Source organism: Corynebacterium pilosum DSM 20521 = CIP 103422 (assembly GCF_000373805.1).
Taxonomy (GTDB): domain Bacteria; phylum Actinomycetota; class Actinomycetes; order Mycobacteriales; family Mycobacteriaceae; genus Corynebacterium; species Corynebacterium pilosum.
Genome location: NZ_KB892469.1, coordinates 109,410 through 136,166 on the forward strand (window position 1 = coordinate 109,410; position 26,757 = coordinate 136,166).

At 61.5% G+C, this 26,757-nt stretch carries 28 protein-coding genes, 3 tRNA genes and 1 pseudogene; 15 read left to right on the plus strand and 17 right to left on the minus strand.

Going from position 1 to position 26,757, the window contains the following annotated elements; genetic code table 11:
• Positions 1–29: 29 nt before the first annotated feature.
• From B097_RS0110525 to B097_RS0110540, 4 genes are all read right to left on the minus strand, one after another.
• Positions 30–2,069: a galactan 5-O-arabinofuranosyltransferase gene (locus tag B097_RS0110525; protein WP_026254468.1), complete on the minus strand. Its 2,040-nt coding sequence runs from the start codon at positions 2,067–2,069 to the stop codon at positions 30–32.
• A 28-nt stretch (positions 2,070–2,097) separates the two neighbouring features.
• The gene (dprE2, locus tag B097_RS0110530) at positions 2,098–2,865 is read right to left on the minus strand and encodes a decaprenylphospho-beta-D-erythro-pentofuranosid-2-ulose 2-reductase (protein WP_018582493.1); all 768 of its coding nucleotides are present in this window, start codon (positions 2,863–2,865) and stop codon (positions 2,098–2,100) included.
• Positions 2,866–2,878: 13 nt separating this feature from the next.
• Positions 2,879–4,294, minus strand: a complete 1,416-nt coding sequence (gene dprE1 / locus B097_RS0110535) for a decaprenylphosphoryl-beta-D-ribose oxidase (protein WP_026254469.1) — start codon at positions 4,292–4,294, stop codon at positions 2,879–2,881.
• 145 nt (positions 4,295–4,439) lie between these two features.
• On the minus strand, positions 4,440–4,676 hold the full coding sequence (locus tag B097_RS0110540; RefSeq protein WP_018582495.1) for a hypothetical protein: 237 nt from the start codon (positions 4,674–4,676) through the stop codon (positions 4,440–4,442).
• A gap of 35 nt (positions 4,677–4,711) precedes the next feature.
• On the opposite strand from B097_RS0110540, the gene B097_RS0110545 reads away from it, so the two are divergent.
• The 5 genes from B097_RS0110545 to B097_RS12940 are packed head-to-tail and all read left to right on the plus strand — an operon-like array spanning position 4,712 to position 7,589.
• Positions 4,712–5,185, plus strand: a complete 474-nt coding sequence (locus B097_RS0110545) for a hypothetical protein (RefSeq protein WP_018582496.1) — start codon at positions 4,712–4,714, stop codon at positions 5,183–5,185.
• Entirely contained in the window at positions 5,182–5,595 is a 414-nt protein-coding gene (locus B097_RS0110550) for a hypothetical protein (RefSeq protein WP_018582497.1), read from the plus strand. Before B097_RS0110545 ends, B097_RS0110550 begins: the two co-directional genes overlap by 4 nt.
• A 20-nt stretch (positions 5,596–5,615) precedes the next feature.
• Positions 5,616–6,551 (plus strand): hypothetical protein, encoded by a 936-nt coding sequence (locus B097_RS0110555; protein ID WP_018582498.1) that lies wholly within the window; start codon positions 5,616–5,618, stop codon positions 6,549–6,551.
• A 49-nt stretch (positions 6,552–6,600) separates the two neighbouring features.
• Positions 6,601–7,086: a GtrA family protein gene (locus B097_RS0110560; RefSeq protein ID WP_018582499.1), complete on the plus strand. Its 486-nt coding sequence runs from the start codon at positions 6,601–6,603 to the stop codon at positions 7,084–7,086.
• A gap of 11 nt (positions 7,087–7,097) precedes the next feature.
• Positions 7,098–7,589: a GtrA family protein gene (locus B097_RS12940; RefSeq protein WP_018582500.1), complete on the plus strand. Its 492-nt coding sequence runs from the start codon at positions 7,098–7,100 to the stop codon at positions 7,587–7,589.
• A 9-nt stretch (positions 7,590–7,598) separates the two neighbouring features.
• Here B097_RS12940 and glfT1 read toward each other — a convergent pair whose 3' ends face one another.
• From glfT1 to B097_RS0110585, 4 genes are all read right to left on the minus strand, one after another.
• A complete protein-coding gene (gene glfT1 / locus B097_RS0110570) occupies positions 7,599–8,510 on the minus strand; it encodes a galactofuranosyltransferase GlfT1 (protein ID WP_018582501.1) in 912 nt (303 codons plus the stop codon).
• A gap of 463 nt (positions 8,511–8,973) precedes the next feature.
• Positions 8,974–9,780, minus strand: coding sequence for a galactan export ABC transporter ATP-binding subunit Wzt/RfbE (gene wzt, locus B097_RS0110575; protein WP_018582502.1), 807 nt, complete (start codon positions 9,778–9,780; stop codon positions 8,974–8,976).
• A 10-nt stretch (positions 9,781–9,790) separates the two neighbouring features.
• Entirely contained in the window at positions 9,791–10,687 is an 897-nt protein-coding gene (wzm, locus tag B097_RS0110580; RefSeq protein ID WP_434061691.1) for a galactan export ABC transporter permease subunit Wzm/RfbD, read from the minus strand.
• A 14-nt stretch (positions 10,688–10,701) separates the two neighbouring features.
• On the minus strand, positions 10,702–11,136 hold the full coding sequence (locus B097_RS0110585; RefSeq protein ID WP_147287107.1) for a hypothetical protein: 435 nt from the start codon (positions 11,134–11,136) through the stop codon (positions 10,702–10,704).
• Between the two features lie 260 nt (positions 11,137–11,396).
• On the opposite strand from B097_RS0110585, the gene B097_RS0110590 reads away from it, so the two are divergent.
• Complete coding sequence (locus B097_RS0110590; protein WP_018582505.1) at positions 11,397–12,641, plus strand: aminotransferase class V-fold PLP-dependent enzyme; 1,245 nt, start codon at positions 11,397–11,399, stop codon at positions 12,639–12,641.
• On the opposite strand, the gene B097_RS0110595 is transcribed toward B097_RS0110590, so the two are convergent.
• On the minus strand, positions 12,638–13,603 hold the full coding sequence (locus B097_RS0110595; RefSeq protein WP_018582506.1) for an NAD(P)H-quinone oxidoreductase: 966 nt from the start codon (positions 13,601–13,603) through the stop codon (positions 12,638–12,640). The genes B097_RS0110590 and B097_RS0110595 overlap by 4 nt on opposite strands.
• Positions 13,604–13,698: 95 nt before the next feature.
• Here B097_RS0110595 and B097_RS0110600 point away from each other — a divergent pair.
• Positions 13,699–13,786, plus strand: a tRNA-Ser gene (locus B097_RS0110600).
• A gap of 202 nt (positions 13,787–13,988) precedes the next feature.
• Here the strand turns inward: B097_RS0110600 and B097_RS12945 are convergent.
• The 7 genes from B097_RS12945 to B097_RS0110635 all read right to left on the minus strand — a co-directional run bounded on the left by B097_RS12945 (position 13,989) and on the right by B097_RS0110635 (position 19,016).
• Positions 13,989–14,852 (minus strand): CE1 family esterase, encoded by an 864-nt coding sequence (locus tag B097_RS12945; protein ID WP_342352759.1) that lies wholly within the window; start codon positions 14,850–14,852, stop codon positions 13,989–13,991.
• Positions 14,836–15,036 carry a hypothetical protein gene (locus B097_RS13770; protein WP_018582508.1) on the minus strand — a complete coding sequence of 67 codons (201 nt, stop codon included), beginning with the start codon at positions 15,034–15,036 and terminating at the stop codon, positions 14,836–14,838. The genes B097_RS12945 and B097_RS13770 overlap by 17 nt, the downstream gene beginning before the upstream one ends.
• Positions 15,037–15,120: 84 nt before the next feature.
• Positions 15,121–15,636 (minus strand): CAP domain-containing protein, encoded by a 516-nt coding sequence (locus tag B097_RS0110615; RefSeq protein ID WP_026254472.1) that lies wholly within the window; start codon positions 15,634–15,636, stop codon positions 15,121–15,123.
• Positions 15,637–15,785: 149 nt separating this feature from the next.
• The gene (locus tag B097_RS0110620) at positions 15,786–16,853 is read right to left on the minus strand and encodes a ThiF family adenylyltransferase (protein WP_018582509.1); all 1,068 of its coding nucleotides are present in this window, start codon (positions 16,851–16,853) and stop codon (positions 15,786–15,788) included.
• A complete protein-coding gene (locus B097_RS0110625) occupies positions 16,846–17,313 on the minus strand; it encodes a molybdopterin synthase catalytic subunit (RefSeq protein ID WP_018582510.1) in 468 nt (155 codons plus the stop codon). The genes B097_RS0110620 and B097_RS0110625 overlap by 8 nt, the downstream gene beginning before the upstream one ends.
• A complete protein-coding gene (locus B097_RS0110630) occupies positions 17,303–17,779 on the minus strand; it encodes a MogA/MoaB family molybdenum cofactor biosynthesis protein (RefSeq protein WP_018582511.1) in 477 nt (158 codons plus the stop codon). The genes B097_RS0110625 and B097_RS0110630 overlap by 11 nt, the downstream gene beginning before the upstream one ends.
• A gap of 10 nt (positions 17,780–17,789) precedes the next feature.
• On the minus strand, positions 17,790–19,016 hold the full coding sequence (locus B097_RS0110635; protein WP_018582512.1) for a molybdopterin molybdotransferase MoeA: 1,227 nt from the start codon (positions 19,014–19,016) through the stop codon (positions 17,790–17,792).
• A gap of 59 nt (positions 19,017–19,075) precedes the next feature.
• On the opposite strand from B097_RS0110635, the gene B097_RS0110640 reads away from it, so the two are divergent.
• Complete coding sequence (locus B097_RS0110640) at positions 19,076–19,345, plus strand: MoaD/ThiS family protein (protein WP_018582513.1); 270 nt, start codon at positions 19,076–19,078, stop codon at positions 19,343–19,345.
• A 4-nt stretch (positions 19,346–19,349) separates the two neighbouring features.
• On the opposite strand, the gene B097_RS0110645 is transcribed toward B097_RS0110640, so the two are convergent.
• Entirely contained in the window at positions 19,350–20,372 is a 1,023-nt protein-coding gene (locus B097_RS0110645; protein WP_018582514.1) for a histidinol-phosphate transaminase, read from the minus strand.
• A 108-nt stretch (positions 20,373–20,480) separates the two neighbouring features.
• Between B097_RS0110645 and B097_RS0110650 the strand changes: the two genes are divergently transcribed.
• From B097_RS0110650 to B097_RS0110680, 7 genes and pseudogenes are all read left to right on the plus strand, one after another.
• Positions 20,481–20,570, plus strand: a tRNA-Ser gene (locus B097_RS0110650).
• A 1-nt stretch (position 20,571) separates the two neighbouring features.
• Positions 20,572–20,647, plus strand: a tRNA-Arg gene (locus B097_RS0110655).
• A 300-nt stretch (positions 20,648–20,947) separates the two neighbouring features.
• Entirely contained in the window at positions 20,948–22,441 is a 1,494-nt protein-coding gene (locus B097_RS0110660) for an SLC13 family permease (RefSeq protein ID WP_018582515.1), read from the plus strand.
• On the plus strand, positions 22,442–24,370 hold the full coding sequence (locus tag B097_RS0110665; protein WP_018582516.1) for an ATP-binding protein: 1,929 nt from the start codon (positions 22,442–22,444) through the stop codon (positions 24,368–24,370).
• Positions 24,371–24,847, plus strand: a complete 477-nt coding sequence (locus tag B097_RS0110670) for a response regulator (protein WP_018582517.1) — start codon at positions 24,371–24,373, stop codon at positions 24,845–24,847. It abuts the gene before it with no gap.
• Between the two features lie 75 nt (positions 24,848–24,922).
• Positions 24,923–26,281 carry a magnesium transporter gene (gene mgtE, locus B097_RS0110675; RefSeq protein WP_018582518.1) on the plus strand — a complete coding sequence of 453 codons (1,359 nt, stop codon included), beginning with the start codon at positions 24,923–24,925 and terminating at the stop codon, positions 26,279–26,281.
• Positions 26,282–26,565: 284 nt separating this feature from the next.
• Positions 26,566–26,757, plus strand: a pseudogene (locus B097_RS0110680) (SLC13 family permease); the annotation flags it as partial.

A 26,757-nucleotide genomic window follows, 5' to 3' on the forward strand; every position in this document is an offset into this window, starting at 1 on the left:
TTTCTCGATCCTGACTTGGCTTTCAGAGGTTACTGCGTACGGACTGCTACGACGAAGGGGCCGACCTGGCTGGTTTCCCACTCCGGGCTGTCGAACACCGCAGGGTTAAAGAACAATCCCTCATAGCGTACATTCGGCTGACTAGGGAAGATATCTTCAGCAATGTGTGTCTTCCAGGGGTCGACCTCATCACTGGTGGAATCCGTGGAACCGCGGAAGACGAATGCCTGGGGCGCCTCCCACGGGGTGGACTCCAGTTCCTCGATGAAGGCATCTGGGTCGTCGGCAAGATCGTAGGATGCCGTGGCCCAGTTGCGCAGCGCGTCGTTGCGCTCGTCGAACTGCCCTAAGGGGTTCGCATAGTGGCTGGTGAAGGCGTTAAACCCGTGGTAGGGGTAATAGGACATGAAGTTGATCTCATCGGTGTAGATGACGGTCTCGCTGGGCACGTGGCCTTCGGCCCGGATCGTTTCGTCCACATCCTTGTAGTAGCGGCCCGCATCCGGCGCGTAGCGGTCGGCACGTTCGCCGTTTCCGTCGGTGTCCTGGTAGGCCCGATCGATATGGGACTCATTTTCGCCCGGGATGTTCTGCACGTAGTACAGGCCGCCCAGTGCGACGATAACGACGAAAGCGATGGTGATCCGGCGGTTCGCCTCAGCGCTGAACCGGGCGGGGTAGAGGTACTCGATACCCACCAGGCGGATGTCCGCCAAGGCTAGTACGCCAGCTGTGGCGAGCGTGAGCACAATGAGCGTTTCGACGCGGAATCCCAACAACGTGGTGCCTGCCAGCGTGGCCACCATCGAAGCCAGCACCCACAGGTAGAACACGATCAGGCCTATGCCCAGCATGCGCACGTCTGGGTCGACGAAGCGCACGATCAGGTAGATCAAACCAAGCAGGCACAACACGCCCACCACGCTGAACGCTAAGAAGGGGACAGGGAACGTGGTGCCTTCTTCCGGCAGGAAGTGGGGCGCGGTGGATTCACCCATCGGTGCGCCAGACAGGACCTCTGCGAGGTAAGGGCCCCAAGCCAACAAGGCGATCGCGATGGAGCCGAATCCGATGACCGCGGTGCGGATCACAGGCCCCCACGAGTGCGTGAAACATACCGCCATGATGATGCCCAGGATGACCACGGCGAGTGCCGCAACACCGGTGTACAAGGTGTAGAAGCAGGCCGACACGCCCAAGAACAGCATCACACCGATGGTGGCAGGCCAGGACCCCGTCATGGCGTAGCGCAGCACGATGAGCATCGCGGGGACAAACAGTGCTACGACTGCGGCGTAGGGCTCGTCGGGAGCCATGACCAGAACAATCGACGTGGTGACCAAAGCCACCGCCGTTGCCACCGGCAGGGAACCGAGAATCTTGCGCCACACCGGGCCAAGCGCCGCCGCGGCCATCGCGATGGAGACCAAAGCCCAGGGCTGGTAGACCTCCCAGCCCGCCAGGTTCAGAATGTTGGCTAGCCTGCCACCCAACCAGAACCAGCCGATGGGGTAGTAGGTAGGCATATCGATATAGTTCATGTCCTGGTTGGCGGCGGTTTCCGTCATCCGGGTCAAAAACTGGGTGCGGAAACCCTGATCCACCTGGATGCCATCCAAGTAGAGCTTGGTCGCCGACAGGGGAATGCCCAGGCTGGTAATCACCAACCCGGCCGGAGCGAGGTAGCACACCACCTCACTCAGGATCTCTTTCCACTTCGGGCGTGCGGGGCCTGCCGTCCCATTGGCGGTCTTGGCCCTATTAGCGTCGCGCAGCCACATCAACACGACCAGCACCACAGCAACGACCAGGATGATGGTGGCCGCTGAGCTGATCGCCCGAGTGACGTTCGACGTCGAAAAAGCAGGAAGAGACGTTGAGCGCAGCACGAACCACGCCAGCAACGACAACACCCCACCGAGGGCGGCGTACACCAGCACGGAGACATATGTCCTCGTGCTGGAGACTGCGTCCGGGGCGTACCCGGTAGTCGCCATCGGTGGGGTGTCCCCGCTGTCCTCAGCGGGCTGCCCGTGATTCTGGTTGGGCTCAGTGGGTGAAACGGTCATGAGTGACAGTGTCCCACATACGACCAAATTAGAGGTTCAGCTTGCGCATGATTGAGGCAGGAATGTGCTGTAAAACAAATGAGACAGGCCCGAAAGCCTTGTGTACGAACAAGGTGGAGTCCTTATTCAGCACCGCCTTGACGGTTTCCTCCGCCACGTCTTCCACATCGACGGTAAGCGGAGCCTCCTTTTCCATGTCCGCGGTCATCTTGGTGCGCACCTGGCCCGGACGTACGACGAGCACATTCACGCCGTCGCCACGCAGCGCTTCGCCCAGCTGGGTGTAGAAACCGTCCAGGCCAGCCTTGGAGGCGCCGTAGACGAAGTTGGAGCGGCGCACGCGCATGCCCGCCACGGAGCTCATCGCGACGATGGTGCCGTGGCCCTGTGCCTTAAACTTCTGGCCCAGCAGCACACCCACAGAAACGGGTGCGGTGTAGTTCAGCTGCGCCGAGTCCACGGCCGCCTGCTGGTCCTGCCACAGCTGCTCCTGGTCGCCCAGGGAGCCGAAGGCAACGATGGCAACATCGACGTCGCCGCGAGAGAATGCCTCATCGATGACCTCCGGGTGGGTGTCAAAAGCGGTGGCGTCAAAATCGATGACGTGGACCTCGCCTGCTCCGGCTGCTGTGACTTGGTCACGGGCGTCGTCGATACGCGGGGAGTCCTTGCGGGCAGCCAGCGTGACGGTGGGGTTTCCGCCGCGGGAGACGAACTCCTTCACGATGCCCAGGCCGATCTCGGAGGTACCGCCCAAAAGAAGGATGTGTTGTGCTTGGCCTACTGCGTTCAGCATGTGTAATTCCTTTCTAGCTCAGCTCGAGGCGGCGGGACATGTCGGATGCGAACACGCCATTCGGGTCAATGGCGTTACGGGTCTTCAACCAACCCTCCATGCCTGGGTACATAGCGTGGAACATCTCTGGGGTGGTGCGGGATTCCTTCGCCAGGTACAGGCGGCCACCGAACTCGAGGATCTGCTGATCCAGGCGGTCGAGGAACTCGTTGAGACCCGGGCGGATAGGGAAGTCCACGCAGATGTTCCAGCCCTTCATCGGGTAGGACAGTGGAGCGCGGTTGCCCTCACCGAACAGCTTGAACACGTTCAGCGCGGTGTAGTGGCCGGAAGCCTGGATCTGGTAGATGATGCTCTTGCACTCTTCCACCGCGTGTGGCGGAACGACGAACTGGTACTGCAGGAAGCCGGCAGGGCCGTAGCCGCGGTTCCACTCGCCGATCATGTCCAGTGGCTGGTAGAACTGCGTCAGGTTCTTGATGTCGTTCTGGCTGGGTGCGCCCATGGCGTAGTACAGCTCGCCGATAGTGTTCAAGGTGAGCTTGTTCATGGTCCAGGACGGGAAGATGTCCGGGACCGTCATCAGCTTCGGTGCACTGAACTTCAGCGGATCCTTCGCCAGCTTCGGCGCGAACTCCTCCAGCTGCTCCAGGGTGGCCAGGGAGCCACGCGAGATGGTGGCGCGCCCAGTCTTTGGTGGTGGGTTGATGGCATCGAACCAGGCCGACGAGTAGGAGTAGTTCTCCTCTGAACCGTTGGAGTGCTCCTCGATCGTCTCGTCGAGAGTCTTGGTGCGCACGGTGTCAGAGAGGAAGTAGGCCGTCTCAGTCTTCGTCATCTGGATCTTGGCGCGCATGATGATGCCGGTCAGGCCCATTCCTCCCACGGTGGCCCAGAACAGTTCGCCGTCTGGGTCGTCGGTGGAACCCTCAGGCTTGAGCTCGAGGATGCGGCCGTCCGCCACCAGCAGGTCCATGGAGACAACATGGTCACCGAAGGAACCGTCCGAGTGGTGGTTCTTGCCGTGGATATCGGGGCCGATCGCGCCACCGATGGTCACCTGGCGGGTGCCCGGCAGCACCGGGACCCACAGGCCATAGGGGATCGCGGCGCGCATCAGCTGGTCCAAGGTCACGCCACCGTCAACATCGACGATGCCGGACTCTGGGTCGATCGAGTGAATCTGGTTCAGCGGCTGCATGTCGATGACCAGGCCACCGGCGTTCTGCGCCGGGTCGCCGTAGGAACGACCCATGCCGCGGGCAATCACGCCGCGGCGCGCGTTCGAAGGCAGGGATTCATTCTGCTCAGCCACCATTTGGACGGCCTTGATGATGGTTTCTGGGTCAGAAGTCGCCAGCACATGAGCTGTTGTCGGGGCTGTACGGCCCCAGCCATGGAGGGACTTTTCAGTAGTGTGTAATTCCATCTTTTCCATTCTTCTTACAGAAGGCGTACGGATGTGCGGCCGATATTTTCGGCGCAACGCACCCCATAGCCTACAAGTGTGATCTAACTAAAGTAGTAAAGAAACCTGTGAAATAGATCCTATTAATAACAGTTTCGGGTTTAACCTATAAATCCATCATCTCTCTAATTTCGGCCGGCAACTCCTCCTGAGAGGTGATCGTCGGCAAGCCCTGCTCCTTATGCTCAGCCAAAACCTCGTACACGCGGCTGCGCGAATGCGAATCCAAAAGCGGCAGCTCTTGGGCCATCAAGCGCGTCATGAAATCATCCAACGGGACCTGGACAAACTGTGTGGCCACGTGCGTCGCGTCAGGGTCATCGCCTTTGTAGTGCTTCCTCATGCCCCCAGACTACTGCCCAGTTACGATTGGCAACTATGGAACACGAGCTTATTGACGAACCCATCGACTACAACGCCCTTGACAACACCACCGGCGGCCGCGCCCTCCAGGCCGGATTCATCGGCGCGCTCGTCGCGGTGCCGGACTTCGTGCGTGGCGCCACCGCCCGCTGGGCGACCCGCGGCACCATCGCCGCAGCCAACCTCGCCACGATCGCCGCGTTCAACGCTTTCGACGAGGACCCGCGCAATGACCTCACCGCAGTGCTTGCGCGCGAAGAGCGTGGCGACAGCGGCACAGGCGCCCCTGTCGCATCAGTCTCCACCACCTGGGGCGTGATTCTCGTCCTCTTGCTGGTCGGCGCGCTAACTCTGGCCGGCGGCGCACGCGCGGAGCAGGCGCTGGGCACCTGGCTTGGCCGCAAGGGTGTTGAAAAGCCACACAGCGTGCTGGGGATCGCCACCGCTGTCCTCGTCTTCGCCGCAATGGAAGCGCAGGCCCGCAAATGAACGACTCTTTAGTCCTGGCAATCGTCGATAAGCGCGAAGAATGCACAGTGATCTGGCGCGTGGAAACCACCCCGGGCTTCGCTGCGCTGTCGGGAGCGTGGGACACGGACGATGCCGAACACGTCGAGCGCCTCACCGCCGACGCGCACGTGATCGACGCAGCCGCCGAGGACCCACTGGGACAGGTGCGCAAGAACATGAAGGATGCCGGCGCCCCCAGCGTTCCCACCGGCGAGAAACAGCTTGCCTTCACCGGCGAACCCCACGCGCGCCGGGCATGGGAAGTGGCGGTACAGGCCGCTGAGCTGGTGGAATACTGGAATGTGGCGGCGGTCCAGCGCAAGGTGAAAGGTGACGCGGACTACGCGCCCTTGCCGGTGGATGCCGCTGGAGCGACGGCGACTGCTTAAAAATCGCTACGCTTGGGGCCATGTCCCGTTTCACTCCGCTTCACCTCAAGCCAGGTGAGAGCCGCGACCGCATCGTCAACAATGTGATTGACCTTGCGGCACGTCGCGTTGCGCGCGGCGCGGGGCCCCACACTCTGCTGGTACGCGCAGAGATCACCGCGAACGGGGAGCACGTCATCCGCCACATCGGCGTAGACGAATCCACCACATTGGACTGCATGCGCCGAGTCCTCGCGGCGGCTTTCAACCTGCCGAAAGAGCCTGCGCCCGCCCGCTTCACGCTGGGGCGTGACGACGATTGCCCCCTCGAACCCGGCATGCCCCTCGGTTCGCTGCTGCTGCGCCCCGGCGACCACCTGCATTTTTACTACGGTCTACTCCGCTTCACCGTCTACTTGGGCGATCGCTGGCTCCGCGATGAGGCCACACCGCGTCACCTGTGCGTTGGCGGGATCGGCGAGCTCGCGGGCTGCGGCTTTGACTTGCCGGGCATCAACGCGGCGCTTGTCGACGAGCGCGTGGTCGATTCCGTACTGGAATCCGCCCGGCCGGACGTGCGTGATCTGATAGAACGCGCCAAAATTTTCGATTTCATCCCCTTGCTGCAGGCCATGGACCTCGACCGCCACGTAGAGTTGGACTCACCTATTGAGTCCGCCTTGGAGTCGCTGCCGCAGGAGGCCGACCCGATTGAGGTGGACGCCTTCTGGTCCACCGTGCTGGGCCTATCGTGCTTGGCTGCCGACGAGCTCACCGACACCGTCATCGAGGAAACCATGGACGCGCTGGGTTGGACCACCGATAGTGGGGATGGGATCACTGCAGCCGACGCGAAACAATTGTGCACTCGCTCACTGGAGACCTTGTCGTCGATAGGCGCCTACGGCGCTACCGCCGTCGCCCCTGTGGATCGGCTGGACCTTTACCGTGGACTGCTGCGTAACTCGCAGCCCTAGGCGCGCCCTTGACCCGCGCACCTGCTAGTGCCTACTAGGATTTACCCACATGCCAACTGTGCCTCCAGCGCCCCAGGAACAACCTTCTTCTGACTCCGGCCCCGCGCCGGGCCCCAAGGAGAAGCGTTTCGACGACTCTTCCGCCATCGTCCAGCTGGTCCGTTTCACCACGGTGGGCATCTTCACGGCACTCATCGACTTATCGCTGACGCAGCTGTTCACCTTCGTGGTCGGCTGGGACCGACAGATCGCCAAAGCCATCGGCTGGACCTTCGGCACCATCGCCGCCTACTTGCTGAACTCGCGCTTCACCTTCAAATCTGCGGTCAGCGCCAAGAAGGCGACGGCCGTGTTCATCCTCTACGCCTCCACCTTCGCCATCCAGCAGTTCGTGTACTGGGTGACCAACGCCCCGCTCATCGCCTTGGGCTTCGAAGATCCGTGGAAGGATGTGATCTCCTTCGTGCTCGCGCAGGGTGTTGCTACCATCACAAACTTCGTTCTCCAGCGGGTGCTGATCTTTAAGAAGGACTAGGCTGGGCCGCTATGGCGTACCCGATCTCAACAGCATGGGCGGCGCTTCGGGCAGCAAACCTGCACAAATCCGACGCGCTGCACGCCCAAGCAGCGCGCTTCGGTTTGAGCGGGCTGATCTCTGCCAGCATTGATGTGGGCCTGACCTGGCTGCTCCAAGTCGGTCTTGGGGTGCTGGGCCAGGGCTACGCCCGTTCCGTTGGGTATATTGCCGGCACTCTCGTCGCTTACATGCTCAACCGGCGGTTTACCTTTCGGGAGAAGTTCTCCGCCCGCCGCTTTGTGGCCGTGGTGGTGCTCTACTTTGTCAGCTGGCTGCTGAACGTGGAGATTTACCAGAGCCTGTTCGGCTGGCTGCATGAGAACACCGTGCTCACCCAAACACCGGTGCTGCTCATCGCCTATGCCGTGGCCCAATCGATCACCACAGCGATCAATTTTGTGGTGCAGCGCTCCATCATCTTCCGGCCCCACGGCGGGTCGAAGACGATCCAGTCGTCGTAAAGCGCGCCCCTAGGGCCGGCGGAAATCCTCGTTCGCGCCCATCCGCAGCAGCTTCAGCCACTGGACAAACTCTTTCGGGTTCTTTCTTTCGAGCAGGAAGAACCAGCCGAAACGCACCAGTTCCTGCAACTGCATCTTCTTCATCCCGCGCTGGCCGATGATGTAGCCGCGGTTGCGGTAGGTGAAAAACCGCTTCGTCTCATTATCCGGGTACTGGGCGTGCGCCTTACCGTTCATGATGGGGTGGAACTCGGCCGACCCATCCGGGTGGACATATGCCGTGGTCAGGGCGGTGCCGTACTTCAGCCCGGACTGGGAGAGCCGGCGGTGGTATTCGACCTCGTCGCCGCGAATGAACAGGCGATAGTCAGGCACACCGATCCGCTCCATCGCCGCAGCGGCGATCAGCGCACCGTTAAAGAGGGAGGCGTACTGGGGCAGGAAGTCCCCGTCGAGCTCTTCGCGGCGGCGCTTCCACGTCAGGCCCTGGCGCAGCGGGAACGCCAGTTTTTCTGGGTCCTCGATATTGGCCACCACGGGCGAGACTTGGTGTAGGCCCTCGCGCTTGGCCACGCGGTACAGCTCTTCGAGGACGCCTTCGTCGGCAGGCATTCCGTCATCATCGGCGCACCAGATCGCGTCCGCGCCCAGCGCCAGCGCGTGGAGGAACCCGTAGGCGAAACCGCCCGCGCCACCCAGGTTCGTCTGCGACGGCAGGTAGACCGCGCGCTCACCTGCAAGCGTGACGACGAGGTCCTCCACTTCCTGCTCACAGCCGTTGTCCACCACGATCACCCATTGGACGGGGTGAGTCTGGTTGACCACCTGTTCCAGGGAATTGCGGAGCAGCTCCACCCGCTTGTGGGTGACGATGACTGCAGCAGTGGTGCCAGCGGGATTCAAGATTGGGGTGTCGGCCATAGCGTTTATTGTGCCACTGTCTGAGGAGGAAAGCGTGAGCGGTCCCGCCCAGTGTCCAACCCCTCTTCGAGGGATTTTATTCATCTGCAGCTCAGGTGTGTTAACTTAGAGCATGACGCTAGAGGAAAGCGTGATCCTCGCTGAATATTCTTTTCTGGTGTGGATATTCAGTTGATGGGGAACCAGCTACTTCTCACTGGTTGCCCAGCGACTTTCCTAGCGCCCCTTGCATCAGGAGCACGGTCCTGATCTGCATGGAAACCCCCGGCTCTGACGTGGTACGGCACTGTCAGAATCGGGGGTTCTGTTTGTTGTAGGGTTTGCGCTTTGAGTGCTTTGAGCGCTTTAAAGCCAAACTGTCGAACCTCAACTGTTGGAACAGGGAGATTTTTGCGCCGCAAGGCCACTACACGCCCCTGTTCCAACAGTTCAGTTCCAGCAGTTTGCGGAGAGCAGCGGTCAGCTAGGACTCAAAAGCTTCGCCCTCGCCGTGGAAACGTTCCACCATGCCACGCACGTGCTCTCCGGCTTCGGGACCCTCGTAGGCTTCGACGACTTCGTCGACAAGCCCCGCCTCACGGATCTCCCCATGATCAATCCACAGGGCCGTGGTGCACAGCTGGGCTAGGAAGTCGTTGGAGTGCGAGGCGAATACGAGGATGCCGGAGCGTTCGACCATTTCGGCAAGGCGGACGCGGGCCTTGGCCATGAATGCGGCGTCAACGGCACCGATGCCTTCGTCGAGAAGTAAAATCTCCGGCTCGATGGAGGTCACCACACCAAGGGCCAGGCGCACGCGCATGCCTGTTGAGTATGTGCGCAGCGGCATGGCGAGGTAGTCGCCGAGCTCGGAAAATTCGGCGATCTCGTCCATCTTTTTCTTCATCTGCCTGCGGGTCTGTCCGAGGAACAGGCCGCGGATGATGATGTTTTCGTAGCCGGAGATCTCCGGGTCCATGCCCACGCCAAGGTCGAAGACGGGGGCGACGCGGCCGCGTACATCAGCCACACCGCGGGTGGGTTCGTAGATGCCGGACAGCAGGCGCAAGAGGGTGGATTTGCCGGCGCCGTTGTGGCCGACGAGGCCCACGCGGTCGCCCTCGCGCAGGTGCAGGTTGATGTCGCGCAGTGCCTCGACGACGACGGTGTTGGCGTCATTCTTGCCGATAGCACCGCCTGCCGACGACAGCATCGCCTTCTTCAGGGAGCGTGATTTTGCGTCGAAGATAGGGAAGTCGACGCAGGCGTTGTAGGTATCGATAGAAACCATAGTGTGTCCTTTATACCCAGTAGCTCACGCGGAAACGCCATTGGCGCATGGCCAACAGCGTGATGGCAATGCCCACGACAGTGCAGCCGATGACGATCCACCAGTGGTAGGCGTCGACGTGATGGCCCAGCATCGGGGCGCGGATAATTTCGAGGTAGTGGAACAGTGGGTTGATCTCCACGATCTTGGCCTGGTCAGCCACCTCGCCGCCGCGAACCTCCAGAGTGTGGGTGGTCCAGACGATGGGGGTGACGTAGAAGGCGAGCTGGACGAGAGCCTCCAGCAGTGGTGCGACATCGCGGAACCGGGTAGCGACCATGCCGAAGAACATGGTCACCCACACCCCGTTGAGAACGATTAGCAGCAGCGCCGGCACGGCCAGGAGCACTTCCCACGTCAGGGGAATGCCCAGCAGCGGCACCATGATCACCCAGATGATCAGGTTGTGGAAGAAGAAGAGCAGTTGGCGCCACACCAGGCGGTAGACATGCACCGAGAGTGCAGAGGGCAGCTGTTTGATTAGGCCTTCGTTGTCGATGAAGACGTTGGAGCCCTCTTTGATGCAGCCGGAGATGAAGCCCCACACGATGAAACCGACGGTGACGTGCGGTAGGAACTGCCGCCAGTCGATTTGGAAGAGCAGCGCGTACAGCAGGCCGAGGGCGACTGCCATGACGCCGGTGGCGATGGTGATCCACAGGGGGCCGAGGGTGGAGCGTCGGTAGCGCTGGCGGATGTCCTGCCACCCTAGTTCCAGCCAGAGCTCGTATTGGCCCCACCCCTTGGTGAGGTCTTTGATGGCTGCGCCAAAGGTCTTCGACTTCGACGGAGGCGTGTTGTCGTGGGCATCCGAAGTCATTCGGGCCACGTCGTGACGCAATTTTGTTTTATCAAGCACGTTTCTCACCCTAGTCCGGATGATCAGGGTTCTGGGATAAGGGCGTGGAAGAACCAGCCCTCTTCTTGTTCAAAGCAGGCGCTAGTTTGGTCGCGGGACTCGCGCTGTTCACGGGTGCAGGCCTGTTCGCTGTCGTGAGGGCCTACTTCCTCCCAGACGAAACCTTCGGGTGCTGGGCTGGTTGGGCTTGGGGCCGACGTTGCTCCGGGCAGCGGGCCGGGCGTGTCGACGGTCGTGTCGGCGTGAACGTACTTCGTGATGGTCTCGGTTTCGGTGACGGTCTGGTCTAGCGTCGTCGTGGGGCCTGGTTCGGTTTCAGTAACAGTGACCGAGGGGTTGATGCTTGCCGACGACACCTCGGGCTGGTCGATGGCGCAGCCCCCTAGAGTAAGGGCGAGACCAATCGACGCAATACCTGAGATTCCTGAGAGTATGGTAAGTTTAGGCGTTGTTGCCATCATCTAGCCTCCGGACGTGTGCCTGAATATAGACGCGAGTATAGTGTAGCTAACGCGCTACTCACCAGCGGGTATAGATCTTCGCGTTCGTTTGGCTTCGCATGTCAAGGTGCTGCCAAGTCCCGTCGCGTTCACAGTGGGGAACCTGAGAGGGTAACCAGTGTGTGATCGTCTGTGGGAAGTGGTTGAATAGCTAGGGAAGGTTCGCTCGTTGTCATGGTGTTAACGGGTGGCCAGAGTGAAGAAGAAAGGAAGTGCTCATGACGTACGACGTGTTTCGCGTCCGCGGGCTCTACACTTCCCTTTCCGACGGCTGGACCTACCTCAATGCGCATGATTGCCCCCAGATCCCTGAGCGGGTCTCGGCGGCTGTAGCGCGCTCTTTCAGGATGTCGCCTCAGGTCACAGCGCTGGATTCGCCGGTGGGTTCGCACTCGCGAAGCTATGCCGGCCGCCCGGAAGGTCACGCTTTCATCGCGGACGCACGCTATGCCATCGCGGACCTTGTGGGATCCACCGCGGAGTGCGTGGTGCTGGGCCCAAACCTGCCTGCTCTTTATGCTTCCTTGGCTGCGGCGATGCGTCCGATGTTTCGTTATCACTCCTCGGTGGTCCTGTCCACTGTGGAGAACCCCGCCCACCTTGTGCCTTTCAAGAGCGTCAATGCGGAAACGCGTTGGGCGCAGCCCGACTTGGGTTCGGGTGTGCTGCCCGCTTATCAGTTCACGGAGCTTGTCGACGGGGCGACCCGCCTTGTCTCTATCCCTGCCGCCGATGGTCTGCTGGGCACGGTGATGGATGTCTCTACCATCGCGGACAACGTGCGTGATCGTTCCCGCGCCTGGGTGCTTGTCGACGCCACTAGCTACGCTCCCTACCGCCTCATCGATCTTGATGAGTGGGGAGCAGACATCGTCGCCGTTGATATTGGCGCCCTCGGCGGCCCGCAGATTGCTGCCTTAGTCTTCCGCCACGAGGCGATGTTCCGCCGCCTGGATACCGTCTCCCCAGTGGGCTCTACCGACGGCGCCAACAAGCTTTCCTTGGACATCGCCCCCGGTCTCGCTGGCGGGGTCTCACCCCTGGTGGAACACCTTGCCGACTTAGTCCCTCCTGCTCAGAAGGGGCGGAATAGTCGTCGGAGGCGACTGGAAAAGTCGATGGCAGACCTAACTTCCTATGTCGACTTCCTGGCACTGGAACTTTACGCGGGGATGCGTGCCTTGTCTGCCGTCCACATTGTTGGTGTCACGGGTGAGGCCGCGGCGGACGCGCCGGAGGAGCGGTTGCCACGGCTGTCATTCCTCGTCAACGGAGTCCCGGCGGAGACGGTCTATCACCGATTGCTGGACAACGGCGTGGTCACAACGGTTACCCCATCGACCACGCTGCTCACGGACATGGGTGTTGAGGATATCGGGGGCTCCGTCACCATCTCGCTCAGCCCGTTCAACACCACCGCGGACGTGTTTCATTTGATCCGCGTCGTCGCCTCCCTGGCCTAGTCGCCAGCAACCTCCAGCACGAGCTTGCCGGTCACCTTCCCGGAATCCAGGAGCTCGTGGGCCTGTGCTGCGTCGGCAAGCGGGAGCGTGCGGTCGATCGTCGTACGGATCTTGCCCTGCTCAATCAGCGGCCACACGTGCTCCACCGTGGATGCGCAGATCTCTGATTTCTGCTCCACCGGGCGTGCCCGCAGCGTCGTCGCATGCACCGACTGGCGCCGCGGCATCATGCGCGCCACAGGCAGCGTCCCCTTCGGCCCGCCCTGCACAGCAATCACCACGAGCGTGCCGTCCATCGCCAGGCTGCGCACGTTGTCTTCCAGGTAAGGCCCGCCGATGATGTCCAAGATGACATCACAGGAGCCCTTAAGCTTCTCGACGAAAGACTCTTCCTTGTAGTTAATCAAGATGTCCGCACCCAACTCGCGGGCGTGTTCTAGTTTCTCCTGGGAGCCCGCCGTCGTGGCCACTTCTGCGCCCATGGCCTTGCACATCTGAATAGCAAAGGATCCGATGCCTCCGCCACCGCCGTGGATCAAGACGCGGTCGCCTTCTTTCAGGCCCGCGAGCATGCCGACGTTGGACCACACCGTCGTGGCCACCTCCACGATGGAGGCGGTGTCGGTGAGGCTGAACCCCTGCGGTACTGGCACCAGCTGGCCCTCTGGCACGGCAACGTATTCGGCATAGCCACCGCCGGCCAGCAGGCAGCCGACTTCTTCGCCAACCTCGCGACCGGTGTCACCGGCATCGACGATGGTGCCCGCGCACTCCAGGCCAATAATGTCGGACTCTCCCTGCGGCGGCGGGTAGTTGCCTTGGGCCTGCACGAGGTCGGCGCGGTTGACGCCCGCGGCCGCGACCTTCACCAGCACCTCGCCCGGCTTCAGGGCGGGGATATCTACGTCTGCCAGTTTCAAGGAGCGGGGATCATCAAGATCCGTTTGTGTAATCGCCTTCATGGTTTCACTTTTGTTTTCACTCATGGGGACCAGATTAGCGATTATGTGTGGGCCGTAGGCTAGAATCTTTCACGCACCGATTTTCTGGTGCCGATGGAGACGTGGCAGAGCGGCCGAATGCACTGGTCTTGAAAACCAGCGAGGGTCACACCTCCAGGGGTTCAAATCCCCTCGTCTCCGCCAATGACAGAACCCCAGCTCGGGTGAGCTGGGGTTCTGGTTTTCTGCTTTCGTGGCCGGGGCCGCGCTGCGCAGGCTGCCTAGGCTGCCCGGGCAAACTGTCGAAGCTGAACTGTTGGAACTGGGCAGTTTTAGTGGCCCTGGGCCCTTTAAGGCCCCTGTTCCAACATTCCAGTTCCAGCAGTATGCGCTCTAGAGCCGAGAACTACAGACGCTGGCGCGACAGGAAGTTCCATGCCTCCTGGGAAGCATCTGGAACACGGTTCCAGGTGTGGTTCTGTGGGTTGGTGATCAGCTGCAGTTCCTCACGGGAGCACTGGTATACGTGGCGGTGACCGCCAGGGATCGCGTCGATGCGTGGAGGCCACGCGCAGCCGTTGCGGCGGATGTAGCTAGACATCAGCGAATCAACACCGATGTAGTGGACGCCGTGGCGGTGGCCGCCCTCGAACCTTATCATGGTGTCGCCCCTGCCGTGCATGATCAGGAAGGGGATCGGTGCGTCAGAGCAACCCTGGTTGACAGGGTCATAGTAAGCGCCGCCGATAGAGGCCGCGCCAGCGAAGACGTGGGGCAGGCGGCACGCAACTGTTGCCGTCATGCCGCCACCGTTGGAGTGGCCGATGGCGTAGATGCGGGAGCGGTCCACGTTATAGGTGCGTGCGACTTCCTGGATGATCTGCTGCACAAACGCAATGTCCTCGCCACGGTTAACCACCGCGTACGGGGCACCCTCCCAGCCGCGGTTGATGGATTCTGGGTAGATGCGAATCGCTTCATGTGCTGCGCCCGTTTCATGCATGCGGGAGTAGTTGCGGAAATTCTCTGGGGAGTCGCGCCAGCCATCGAAACCAAACAGGATCGGCGCAGGTCGCGCCGGGTTGTAGTTGGTAGGTATGTTGATCAGGTAACGACGATGACGCCCACCGGACCAGGTGAAGACCTCGCCGCCGGCGCCGTTGCCGATGCGAGGAGCTGGCTTCGCATCGTTAGGCTCGATCTGTGGGGGCAGTGCCGGTGGCGCGATGCCCAGCTGGGAGCTCAGCTCGGAGCTAGAAGGTACAACCAGGGATGTTGATGTCTGGGACCTGTGGCATAAGAGGGAGCTGCGGCATCGGTGGCAGCTCTACCTGGGACGACAGGTCCTTCGGGTCCGGAAGGGGAGGCAGCGCGGGCTGGGCCTGTGCAGTCAATGGGCTTAAGGCCACAGCAGCAGCGGCCACCATGGTAATTGCAGCAGAAATGAAAAGCATGTGGCTGATGTTAACGCAGCACCTGGATTTTGGCTTGGTTAAACCTGGACATTCTCCAGCTTTACTGCCAAATTCATGAATGATTTAGCGCAGCTGCAAGGTGGCATAGTACGTATTGGAGCGGCTTGGACCGTCGACGGCAATACCGAACTTCGTCACATTGGCCTGTAGCATGTTCGCGTTATGGCCGGGGGAGTTGCGCCACATCTCGAAAAACTGCTGCGCGCTTGGGGTGGAGTAGGAGGCGGCGACGTTTTCAAAAACGTTGTCGTTCGCGTGGTACAGGCGGTCGGCCTGGCGCAACGCAGCACTGTGGCGGGCTGCCTGACTTTGCAGGGTGGAGTCAACGCGCACTGGGTTCAGGCCGTTCTGCGCGCGATAGTTATTCAGCTTCGCGGCAAACTCGTCCACAAACTCATCCCCGGTCGCTGGAGAAGGAGCGGGCGCAGGCTGGTCAGGGCCTGGGGCAACTGGTGCTGGCTGTGTCGGCGCGGGCGGATTGTCGCCGCCAGGAAGGGGGATGAGGTGGCCGATGGGCAGGCCGGCAAGGGTGACAACAATCGTCACGATCAGGGCAATAAGAGACTGTACAAACTGCATGAGGGAGTCCTTCAGAAATTAGCAGGGTGGACAAAAGGAGCAATTTGTATAGTATTCTCACTCTCAACTAAGCGCAATGTTAATTGATAATGAGAATAAAATAAGAGTTTCGCGCTACGGAGCGCCCCTCCGGCAGCCCCTAGAGACTCCTAGCCCTGCTTCTTCTGCCACGCGTCAATGCCGCCGCGCAGGCTGACCGCCCCAGAAACACCACGTCGCTGCAGCGCATCCACCGCCTTAGCCGAGCGCACGCCACCAGCGCACTGCACCACAACGGGTGGCCGTTCGTCCTCGGGGGCCTCCAGTACCTCGGGGGTCACCCCACCCAGGATCTCGCCCAGTGGCACGTTCACCGCACCGGGAATGTGGAACAGGCTGAACTCCTCAGGTTCACGCACGTCGATCACCACGGCGCCAGCCGGAATCTCATCGACTTCAGCTACCTCGGGCATATCAGAAACTTGGCGCGGGGGCTCGTCGTTAAGCACGCGCTCGGTGACGGCGGGGTCGGCGGCGATCGGGATATACTCCCAGCGCCCGGCCAGTGAATCGTAGTAGCCGAGCGTGCCGAGGAGCGGTTCGCCCACGCCGATGAGCAGCTTCAACGTTTCCATCGCCATCGCCGAACCGGTCACGCCGACGACGGGGCCAAGTACGCCGGACTGCGCGCACGAAGGCACCACGCCCGGCGCCGGCGGGGTGGGGAAGAGGTCCTCATAGACCGGCCCGTGGCCCGCCCAGAACACGGAGAGCTGGGACTCATAGCCCAAGATCGAGGCCCACACGTGTGGGATGCCCAAGCGCGCGGCGGCGTGGGAAGCGATGTGGCGGGTGTCGAAGTTGTCGGCGCCGTCCATGATCACGTCCACGCCCGCAAAAACGTCCGCCGCGTTGGACCAGGTCAGGCGGTCATTGATTGCGATGAGTTCGATATCGGGGTTCAGCGCGCGCACCGATTCCGCGGCGGAGCCCACCTTGGGGGTGCCGATCCGCTCTGTCGTGTGAATCACCTGACGGTGCAGGTTGGACAGATCGACCACGTCATCGTCGATAAGCGTAATCGTGCCCACGCCTGCACCCGCTAGGTACAGCAATGCGGGGGAGCCCAGACCGCCGGCGCCGATGACGGCTACGTGGGCATCGGCAAGCTTGTCCTGGGCCTCGATGCCGGTCAGGGTGATCTGGCGGCGGTAGCGTCCGGTATCGAATTTAGCCATCCAGGCCCACCCACTGCGTGCCGCCCTCAAGCAGCTCTTGTTCCTTCCAGATCGGCACCTCGGCCTTCACACGGTCGGCGAGCTCGGAGCACGCCGCGAACGCGTCGGCGCGGTGGGCAGCAGCCGCGAGCACCAAAAACGCACCCTCGCCGATCGGGATATCGCCGGTGCGGTGCGCCGTCCACACGCGCACATTGGGGTGCTTCTCGACGATCTCCCCAGCCACCCGCGCGATCTCATCGTCGGCTGTGGGGTGGCACGAATAACTCAAGGTGGCAACGCGCTGCCCGCCGTCATGGTCGCGGACCACACCCTCGAAGGCAACCAGCGCGCCCATCGCCTGGGTCATCGTCTTCTCGCGGGCTGTGGGCATGAGGTCCTCGAGACGCTGCTCAGTCATGAAAGCGTCGATGACCTTGCCGGTTTGTTCGGCGACATAAGCGGGATCTTTAGTGGCCATAGGGTCCTTCCAACGTGTCATTGATGTGTTCCAGTAATGGTTCCAACACCGTGCAGCCGTCTTTTACTCCACCACGGGAACCAGGTAGCGTCATCACGAAGGTATGCCCGGTAACGCCGGCGACCGCCCGCGAGATCACAGCCGTGGGCACCTTCTTCATCCCCTCCGCCCAAAAGGCGTGCACGATGCCGGGCAGTTGGCGCTCCAGGTAGGGCGTGACGTGCTCGACGGTGCGATCATCCGGGGTGACCCCCGTCCCTCCCGAAGTCAGGATCACGTGAGGCAAGTCCTCGCGGGAGAAGACCTCATCGATCGTCTCCTTCAGATCCTCATCAGCAACCACTAGCGCGTCCGGCGTCTCATAGCCCAGCCCGCGCAGAAACTCCACGGCAATGGGCCCAGACTTGTCCTCGTAGACGCCTTGGGCCGCGCGTGTCGACGACACAATCACCAAACCAGTACGCATTTCCAGCTCCTTAAAATGGGTAGACCATCACGCGGCCATCGCGCGCAATTGTCGACGACAGTGGCACTCGCATCAAACAGTTCGCCGGCACCGACTGTGAAATCAGGTGCGAACCCGGACCACCCACCGGCGTGACTCGAGCTTGGCCTCCTTCGAAGTGCAGCTGTCCGCGCCGGAATTGGTCCTTCGCCGGTAGACCCGTCACCTCTTCGGTCAGCAGCGCTTCGAGCGGCTTGGGTGCATGTCCCAACACCGTGGCGACGTAGAGCAGGAAGCTGACCATGGTGGACACCGGGTTTCCAGGAAGGCAGATCACAGGGGTGCCGTTGATCGTCGATAAGCCTTGTGGGCCGCCCGGCTGCTGGTCGACGTGGCCAAACCAGCCCCCCGTCTCTAGGACCTGGCGGATCACCTCAAACTTGCCGTGGCTGATCCCGCCAGAGGTGATGATCGCGTCCGGCGCATAGTCAGCCACCGCCTGTTTGAGGTCGCGTTCCAGCTGCGCCGGGTCATCATTCGTGCGCACGTGCCCTGCAATGCTCATTCCATAACGTGCGGCCATGGCCTCCATCATGGGGGCGTTGGCATCGGGGATCGCCGCGCTGCCTGACGTGCCGATCTCCGCGCCACCAGTAACCAGCACCAGGCGCGCCGGGCGCAGGACCTCCACCTCGGCGATCGACTGACCAGCAAGCGTTGCCACCACCGCCGGGGTGACCGTGGTGCCAGCGGGAACGATCGTCGAGCCCGCCTTGATATCGGAGCCCTGCTCACGCACAAACTGGCCATGCGGGGTGGGCGGGACCTGGATGAACTCGCCTTCCGCGCCGAAAGTCTCCGGCGTGCACTTCTCTACCGGGACGATCGCCGCCGTGCCGTGCGGGACCTTCGCGCCCGTCATGATCGGCACAATTGCGTTCGTGATGCCATCCGGATACGCCTCGGCAGGATCAGTACCGGCGGGAATGGTTGCTCCCACGCGGAACTGCCCAGGGGTCGCCGCCACATGATCCTCCGACAGCGCGTACCCATCCATCTGCGAATTATCGAAACGTGGCGAATCGAACTCCGCCGCCACGTCGCGCGCAATGGTGGCCTGGGCGCGCGCCGCCTCCACCAAGCCCATGGTGACGGTGGGGCGCCTGCCGACGAGGGCCTTGACCTCTGCCAGGTGTTGTTCCGGTTTACGCGACATCAGTGTTGCGGTGCCTTTCTCTTCATACGACTTTTGAACCATCGTACCCGCACCACGTCCTTCACCAAGCGGGCTGGATTTTACAGGGAAGTCTTGCCATCATGGGACACATCATGAAAATCCACTACTTTGCCGCCGCCCGCGCCGCCGCGGGCACCCCCTCCGAAACGCTCGACGGCACCTTTAACACCCTGGATGATGTGCTGGCCCACGCCGCCCAACTCCACGAGGGTTCCACCGATTCTGGGATGAGCCTGGCCGATGTCTTCGAGCGTTGCACCTACCTCGTCGATGGCCGCCGCGCTGAACGTGACGCCACAGTCGCTAGTGCAACCCGCGTCGACGTGCTCCCACCATTCGCCGGCGGATAGTCCGCTAGCCCTGCACCGCGTCCCAGGCCTTCATCAAGGTCTGGGCTTCTTCTTTCGTGGTCACCGTGATGCGCAAACCCTCGGGGAACGCGCGGGTGAGCACACCCTGCTCCGCCAGCTTCGCCGCGAGATCCTGAGCGTCCACATCGGGCAGCCACACGAAGTTTGCCTGCGAATGCAGCGCGCCCACGTGGTCGGCCACTGCGTCGCGGATAGCCACGGTCTCCTCTGTGCGCTCTAGGAGCTCGTCGGCAGCATTCAGGCTAGCCACCGCGCCGGCCTGGGCCACGGCGTTCACTCCGAAGGGGATGGCCACCTTATCGAGCGCGGCAATAATCTCCGGCGCGCCAAACGCGTAGCCCACACGTACACCCGCCAGACCATAAGCTTTCGAGAAAGTGCGCAGCCCGACCACGTTCGGGTACTGCTGGATCGCCTCCGTGGCCACAAAAGTATCCTCAGCCCGGTTGTACTCGAAGTACGCCTCATCCAGCCCCACCACAACATCGGCGGGCACCTTAGCCATGAAGGCATCAAACTCCGCCTGAGTAATCACCTGGCCAGAGGGGTTATTCGGGTTACACAGAAAGATCAGCGAGGTGTGTTCGTCGATAAGCGACGCCATCCCATCAAGATCATGCTTACCGTCCTCAAGCAGGGGGACGGGCCGCGGCTGCGCGCCAACGACCTGCACGAAAATCGGGTAGGCCTCAAAGCTGCGCCACGGGAAGATCACATTGCTTTCCGACGAGGACGTCACCTGCACCAACTGCTGGCACAGCGCCGAGCTGCCGTTGCCCACCGCGACCTGGTCCAGCTCCACGCCAAGGTGATCCGCCAGAGCCTGCTTGAGGTCCGTCGCCCCCATGTCCGGATATCGGTTCGCGCTGAGGGCGGCCTCCGCCATCGCCTGGGCGGCGGACTTCAGGGGAGGGGTGCTGACCTCATTCGACGACAGTTTCAGTGCGGTGTCATTGCGCTTGCCGGGGACGTAGCCGGGGATGTTCTCAAGATCGGGGCGAATCATGGTGCACAGTCTACTGTGTGCGGGGCCTGCGGGAGGGTAATCGCATGGCGAAGGTGGGGTGATGGTTTGGTCATGTTGTGCAGGTTCGGTAGTATTCAAAAAGGCTATGGAGATGTGCCAGAGTGGCCGATTGGGGCTCCCTGCTAAGGAGTTGTCCGTTCACGCGGACCGCAGGTTCAAATCCTGTCATCTCCGCCACGCGCCCGTAGCTCAACGGATAGAGCATCTGACTACGGATCAGAAGGTTGGGGGTTCGAATCCCTCCGGGCGCACCAAAGAAATCTCGCGATATTGCTTGGATCAAACCAGCGGTGTCGCGAGATTTTTCTTTCCGTTGCCGTTCGGAGCAGTGCCTTTTTGCAAACTGTCGAAGCTGAACTGTTGGAACAGGCGTGTTTTGGCGGTTGATGGGCGCTTTTCGGCCCTGTTCCAACAGTTTAGTTCCAGCAGTTTGTGGCTGGGGAGGGCCGGGGAACGGCCGGGGGCGGCTGCGGTAGGGCACACAAGGCAAAAGTGTTACCTAAACTACTGTCGAACTGCCTGCGTACGGCTTTGCTGTCGATAAAATAGAAGACATGTCCACAGCACAGCCATCGTCCGCGCCTCAAGTCAATCGCCGTCGCAGCTCTCAAAAGAAGCCACCGGCACTGCAACGGGCGCAGGGCGTTCACTTTTCGACGAAGCAGATCATCGGGTTCGTCCTCGGTATCGGGCTCTTTCTCCTCCCTTTCCTAGTGGACATCCCGAACCTGGCTGAACCCGGCGAACGGATGCTGTCCATCTTCTTGCTGGCCATCGTGTTCTGGGTGCTCGAACCCGTTCCGCTGACGGCGACGGCGGTATTGGTGATCTTCCTGGAGGTCCTGCTGGTCTCTGAGGGGGCGGTCACAGACCCCACGGGTGGGGATCCTGCACTGGCGGACAGCATTATCCCGGCCGCTGATTACTTCGCGGCGCTGGCGAACCCGGTGATCATCCTGTTCCTCGGCGGTTTCATGATCGCGGATGGCGCAGAGAAATATGGCCTGGATAAGAACCTGGCAGCGGTGATGCTACGGCCATTCCCCAATAAGGCACGCCTGATCGTGCTGGGTCTGATGATCATCACCGCGCTGCTGTCGATGTTCATGTCGAACACCGCCACCACCGCCACGATGTTTGCGGTGGTGGCACCCCTGCTGCGCCTGTTGCCAGAGGGCAAGGCTCGTGCGGGCGTGGCTTTGTCGATTCCGCTGGCGGCCAACGTGGGCGGTATCGGCACGCCGGTGGGCACGCCCCCAAACGCGATTGCGATTGGCGCGCTGCAGGAGCAGGGTATCTCGGTGTCCTTCGTGGAGTGGATGGTCATGGCCATCCCGTTCATGCTGGTCGTGCTGGTATTTTCGTGGGTGTTCTTGTGCTTGGTGTTTATCCCGGCGGATGCAGAGCTCAACATTGACATGACACCGAAGTGGAACACCAGTGGCTCGGCGACCACGTTCTACGTGATCGCAGGCCTGACCATTCTGCTGTGGATGACGGAGCCACTGCACGGCATTTCCTCCAATATCGTTGGCTTCTTCCCCGTAGTCGCGCTGCTGTGCCTGCAGGTGATGAAGGGCGAGGACATCAAGAAGTTGGACTGGCCGGTGCTGTGGCTGGTCTCCGGTGGTATCGCGTTGGGTACCGGCGTGGGCGCAACGGGGCTGGATGAGTGGCTGGTCGGTTCGGTCGACTGGGCCTCGATGGGTGGTCTGGCGATCATCGCAATGCTCGGCGCCATCGGCTTCGGCCTGGCCAACGTGATTTCCCACTCCGCGGCGGCCAACCTGTTGGTCCCGCTGGCGGTGTCGCTGGCCATATCCTTGGATGGAATCGATCCGATTACGGTGGCGGTGGTCGTCGCTATCGCAACGTCGCTGGGTATGTCGATGCCGATTTCTACCCCGCCCAACGCGATCGCCTACGCCACCGGAGAAATCAAGATCGGGCAGATGGCGCTGGTCGGCCTGGTCGTCGGCTCGCTGGCCACCGTGGTGCTCGTGCTGGTGATGCCGTGGTACTGGCAACTGATTGGGGTGGTGGGGTAGATGGTTCCCCACTCCACGCTGGCGATCATCGGAAAATCTGATGCCTCGATCACGGTGCGTAGCGCGGTCCACAAGCGGCTGGGCCACATGCACAACATCATCAGCCCCGACAGCCTCGCCGACCTCATGGCCGACGACGCCAATCCAGACTGGCTGGCCAACCTGGCGCTGGTCACGGTCACCGTGCACGACAATGGGCTGGCCCCCGACCACCCGCTGGTGGACTTCATTAACGACGATCGCTTCGACCACGTGCGCATCGTCGTCTTCACTACCGCCCCCAGCGTGACCGGGTTGGACATGCTGACCAACCTGGGCCGCCTGGACATGCTCATCTACCTTGGCGAGATCAAAGAGATCAAAGAAGGCGCGCTGGTCCACAACCTGCGCCACCAGCTGCGCCGCTACTGGCACACCCGCGCCGAGACCGAACCAGCGCTACGCGGCACCTACGAGGAACCCGAACACTTCCTGCTCAGCCAAGACTTAAGCGACAAGGAGATTATCGACGAGATCATCGCCGTCGCCGACCACCACCTGGGCTTCCAGCCACGCATCACGATGCCGGCCGGGACCTACCTCACCCGCGAAAACGACACGGTGGAAGAAATCATCTTCGTCCTCTCCGGCACGGTGCGCCTGCAACGGCTGACGGAACAAGGCCCGAAGACGATGCACCATGCCTCCACAGGCAACGTGATCGGCCTGCTGGCGCTGTCCAATTCTTCGGTGTCCTTCTTTACCGCGCGCACATCCAGTGAGGTGGTCGTCGTACAGCTACCCGTCGAACAACTCAACTACCTGCTAAAGAAAGAGCCGCACCTAGCGCGGGTGCTCACAACGCTGGTGGTGCAGTCCTATGACCGCCGCCTGCGGCGTGCCGAACACCTCCAGATCGAACAGTTCGAGCTGAAACGGCACGTGGAAACGCAGCGCGCCAACCTAGCCGAGGCACTGAAGAACCTGGAAGACGCGCGCCAAGAACTCATGGCGCAGGCCCGCTTCGCCTCCCTCGGTGAACTGGCCGCGGGCGTTGCGCACGAGCTCAATAACCCCTTGGCAGCGATCCAGCGCACCTCGGAGCACCTTTACGACGACATCACCACCCTCATGAGCACGGCCACCAACAGAAAATCGATCAACAGTGCCCTGACCGCGATCGAGGCAGCAAAGAATACTTCGTCGATAAGCACAAAAAATGCGCGACAGCTGCGCAACACCTTTGCTGAGATCACCGGGGACCGCGCCTTGGCACAAAGGCTGGTGCTGGCGGGCGTGCGCGATGAGGACTTTGTCCGGGAAGTGAATAAATCGCGCCGGGTCAGTTTTGAGGCGGTGGAAAACGCCGCGGGGATCGGCACGAGTCTGCGGAATCTGAATACGGCGTCGACACGCATTACGGAGCTGGTGGCATCCTTGCGCGCCTATGCGCGTCCCGACGGCGACCCGGTGTCCGATGTTGACGTGCACCAGGGGATCGACGACACGCTGCACCTGATGAACCACAAACTGGGGGACATCACGGTGAAGCGCAACTACGCTGACCTGCCGCACATCACCTGCACGCCCGGGCAGCTGGCACAGGTGTGGACCAACCTGATCGCCAACTCCGCCGAGGCGATCGCGGATTCGGGGACGGGCTCGTCGATAAGCATCCGCACCTCCCAGCCGCGCGAAGGCTGGATCCAGGTGGAGATTATCGACGACGGGCCCGGCATCCAGGCGGACCGGATCGACCGCATTTTTGAACCGAAATTTACAACCAAACAAGGCCAAGTGCGATTCGGCATGGGGATCGGGCTGGGTGTGTGCCGCTCCATTGTGAGCAAACACCACGGAACGATCCAGCTAGAATCGACAGGTGGTGACGGCACGCGCGTCATCGTCGGCCTGCCGATCGACGGGCCCAACGCCCTCCAGGAGGACTAAATGAAACTGGCAGTACTGATCCTCGAAGACGAAACCGAGGTCCGCAACGCCATCGAGCGTGACCTGCTCCCTTTCGCTGACACGGTGCGCATCGAACCCGCCTCCGACGTTGAAGACGCCTGGGATGTGGTCGACGAGATCGATCGCGACGGCGACGTGCTGGCCCTGGCCCTGTGCGACCACCGCATGCCCGGCACCACGGGCGTGGAGTTTCTGATCCAGATGATGGACGACGACCGCACCGCCGCCACCCGCAAAGTGCTGGTCACCGGCCAAGCCCAGCTGGAAGATACCGTGCGCGCGGTTAACCAAGCGGGGCTAGACCATTATGTGGCCAAGCCGTGGGAGGTGGAAGAACTCCACGCGATCGTGCGCGAACAGCTGACCAACTACGTCGAGGCCCTGCGCATTGATCCCTTGCCGCACTACGCGGCGCTGGACCCACAACGGGCGATGGAGCTCTCCCGCAATCTTTAAGCTGCTTAGTTGCCTAAGATACCTTTCTTTGGCCTATCCTTACGTGGATGCCCGGCGGAAGAAAGAGGTTAGGCCATGGCAGACACCAACATTGATGTCCTGGTGAAAAACGTCAAGGATTTTTCCCACAACGCCCACTCCAAAGAACTGGCCCAGCTCCGTGACCAGCTGAAAGACCTGCGCATTAACGATGTCATCGATATCGTCGAACGCACTGATGCCGCCCGCGGCGCGATGGTGATGCGGCTGCTTAGTCGCGCCCGCTTCCTCTCCGTCTTTGATGCGCTGGACCCGAACCACCAGGCCGATATCGTCCAGGCCCTCGGCTCCGATGCCACTGCCGAATACTTCGACCAGCTGGGCCCGGAAGACCGCGCACAGCTTCTCGATGAGCTGCCCGCCGAGATCGCCGAAGAAATGCTGCGCACGCTCGACTCGGAGGATAAGGACGCCACCTATACCGTCCTAGGCTATGAGAAGGGCACGGTGGGGCGTCACATGTCCCCCGAGGTCCCCGAGATCTACCCGGAGTACACGGTGGAGGAGACTCTGCAGCTGTTGCGCATCATCGCCGAGGACGTCGAGACGATCTACACGCTGCCCGTGGTCAAGCACGACCGCACGCTCGTCGGCGTGACCTCGCTGAAGTCCCTGTTCACCGCGGATGGGTCGAAGACGATCGGGGAGCTTATCGACGAGCCGGTCTACGCTTATGCCACCGATGATGCGGAGGAGACTGTCCGCTGGTTCCTGCCTCTGGACTTTCTGGCGATGCCCGTGGTGGACGAGTCCGACCGGCTTGTCGGCATGTTTACTTTCGACGACGCCCACGATATTCAGGAGCGCGAGGATTCCGAGGACTCCGCCCGCTCCGGTGCGTCCGAACCTTTGAACCGCCCGTACTTATCGACGCCGGTGATGCGCCTGGTCCGTTCGCGCATCGTGTGGCTGGCGGTCCTGGCGGTATCGGCGCTGCTCACCGTGCAGGTGCTGGACACCTTCGAATCCACGCTGGAAAAAGCAGTGGTCCTTTCCCTGTTTATTCCGCTGCTGACGGGCACCGGTGGTAACACTGGTAACCAGGCGGCGACCACCGTCACCCGCTCCCTCGCATTGGGGGATGTGCAAAAGCGCGATATTGGTCTGGTGATGTGGCGCGAAGCGCGCGTGGGTCTGATTCTTGGCGCGGTGCTCGGTGTGGCCGGTTTCCTTTTGGCCTGGGCGGTCTATGGCTTGCCGATCGGCATCGTGATCGGTACGACGCTGACCCTGGTGTGCACCATGTCCGCCACCGTTGGTGGTGCGATGCCGATCGTTGCCAAGGCCGTGGGCGCAGACCCGGCAGTCTTCTCCAACCCGTTCATTACCACTTTCTGCGACGCTGCGGGCCTGATTATCTACTTCCTCATCGCCAAGGCGGTCCTTGGAATTTAGGCGTTGGGAGCTGGGCGCAGGGGTCGTCGAAAAGCGAAAAGCGGGCGTGTATAAAAGATTGCTTAATTCCGGAAACGCCCCCGGTTTGGGGTAAAACTTAGTGAAATAGTTAACCCGAACGTACCTAAACGGGCGAAAAGTGGCCTTTTTCGCCGATTAGAGTTTCTGTGATGCGGGTTGCGGGATATTGTCAGAGTGCTGATTGGTCTAATTGATAATGACTAGGCGCACACCAGTTGGTCGAACGCGCCTTCCACACAAAAGAAATTAAGGAGGGGATCGACGTGTCCACCCCGGATATCCAAGAGAGCACCTCGCAGGCGGCTGGCGAAGACACCGAAATCCGTGAACAACGCGAATGGCACCGCCAAGCGTTTGGAATCGTGCTCGGGCTCGCACTAGCTGCACTGGTGTACTTCATTTTCCCGGAAAACGCGCCAGAAACCGTCATGCAGTCCACAGGCGCAGACCCAGAG

Coding starts and splice junctions, on each gene's coding strand:
- B097_RS0110525 (WP_026254468.1), bottom strand. CDS start 2,069: ATGACCGTTTCACCCACTGAGCCCAACCAGAATCACGGGCAGCCCGCT.
- dprE2 (WP_018582493.1), bottom strand. CDS start 2,865: ATGCTGAACGCAGTAGGCCAAGCACAACACATCCTTCTTTTGGGCGGT.
- dprE1 (WP_026254469.1), bottom strand. CDS start 4,294: ATGGAATTACACACTACTGAAAAGTCCCTCCATGGCTGGGGCCGTACA.
- B097_RS0110540 (WP_018582495.1), bottom strand. CDS start 4,676: ATGAGGAAGCACTACAAAGGCGATGACCCTGACGCGACGCACGTGGCC.
- B097_RS0110545 (WP_018582496.1), top strand. CDS start 4,712: ATGGAACACGAGCTTATTGACGAACCCATCGACTACAACGCCCTTGAC.
- B097_RS0110550 (WP_018582497.1), top strand. CDS start 5,182: ATGAACGACTCTTTAGTCCTGGCAATCGTCGATAAGCGCGAAGAATGC.
- B097_RS0110555 (WP_018582498.1), top strand. CDS start 5,616: ATGTCCCGTTTCACTCCGCTTCACCTCAAGCCAGGTGAGAGCCGCGAC.
- B097_RS0110560 (WP_018582499.1), top strand. CDS start 6,601: ATGCCAACTGTGCCTCCAGCGCCCCAGGAACAACCTTCTTCTGACTCC.
- B097_RS12940 (WP_018582500.1), top strand. CDS start 7,098: ATGGCGTACCCGATCTCAACAGCATGGGCGGCGCTTCGGGCAGCAAAC.
- glfT1 (WP_018582501.1), bottom strand. CDS start 8,510: ATGGCCGACACCCCAATCTTGAATCCCGCTGGCACCACTGCTGCAGTC.
- wzt (WP_018582502.1), bottom strand. CDS start 9,780: ATGGTTTCTATCGATACCTACAACGCCTGCGTCGACTTCCCTATCTTC.
- B097_RS0110585 (WP_147287107.1), bottom strand. CDS start 11,136: ATGGCAACAACGCCTAAACTTACCATACTCTCAGGAATCTCAGGTATT.
- B097_RS0110590 (WP_018582505.1), top strand. CDS start 11,397: ATGACGTACGACGTGTTTCGCGTCCGCGGGCTCTACACTTCCCTTTCC.
- B097_RS0110595 (WP_018582506.1), bottom strand. CDS start 13,603: ATGAAGGCGATTACACAAACGGATCTTGATGATCCCCGCTCCTTGAAA.
- B097_RS13770 (WP_018582508.1), bottom strand. CDS start 15,036: ATGCTTTTCATTTCTGCTGCAATTACCATGGTGGCCGCTGCTGCTGTG.
- B097_RS0110615 (WP_026254472.1), bottom strand. CDS start 15,636: ATGCAGTTTGTACAGTCTCTTATTGCCCTGATCGTGACGATTGTTGTC.
- B097_RS0110620 (WP_018582509.1), bottom strand. CDS start 16,853: ATGGCTAAATTCGATACCGGACGCTACCGCCGCCAGATCACCCTGACC.
- B097_RS0110625 (WP_018582510.1), bottom strand. CDS start 17,313: ATGGCCACTAAAGATCCCGCTTATGTCGCCGAACAAACCGGCAAGGTC.
- B097_RS0110630 (WP_018582511.1), bottom strand. CDS start 17,779: ATGCGTACTGGTTTGGTGATTGTGTCGTCGACACGCGCGGCCCAAGGC.
- B097_RS0110635 (WP_018582512.1), bottom strand. CDS start 19,016: ATGGTTCAAAAGTCGTATGAAGAGAAAGGCACCGCAACACTGATGTCG.
- B097_RS0110640 (WP_018582513.1), top strand. CDS start 19,076: ATGGGACACATCATGAAAATCCACTACTTTGCCGCCGCCCGCGCCGCC.
- B097_RS0110645 (WP_018582514.1), bottom strand. CDS start 20,372: ATGATTCGCCCCGATCTTGAGAACATCCCCGGCTACGTCCCCGGCAAG.
- B097_RS0110660 (WP_018582515.1), top strand. CDS start 20,948: ATGTCCACAGCACAGCCATCGTCCGCGCCTCAAGTCAATCGCCGTCGC.
- B097_RS0110665 (WP_018582516.1), top strand. CDS start 22,442: ATGGTTCCCCACTCCACGCTGGCGATCATCGGAAAATCTGATGCCTCG.
- B097_RS0110670 (WP_018582517.1), top strand. CDS start 24,371: ATGAAACTGGCAGTACTGATCCTCGAAGACGAAACCGAGGTCCGCAAC.
- mgtE (WP_018582518.1), top strand. CDS start 24,923: ATGGCAGACACCAACATTGATGTCCTGGTGAAAAACGTCAAGGATTTT.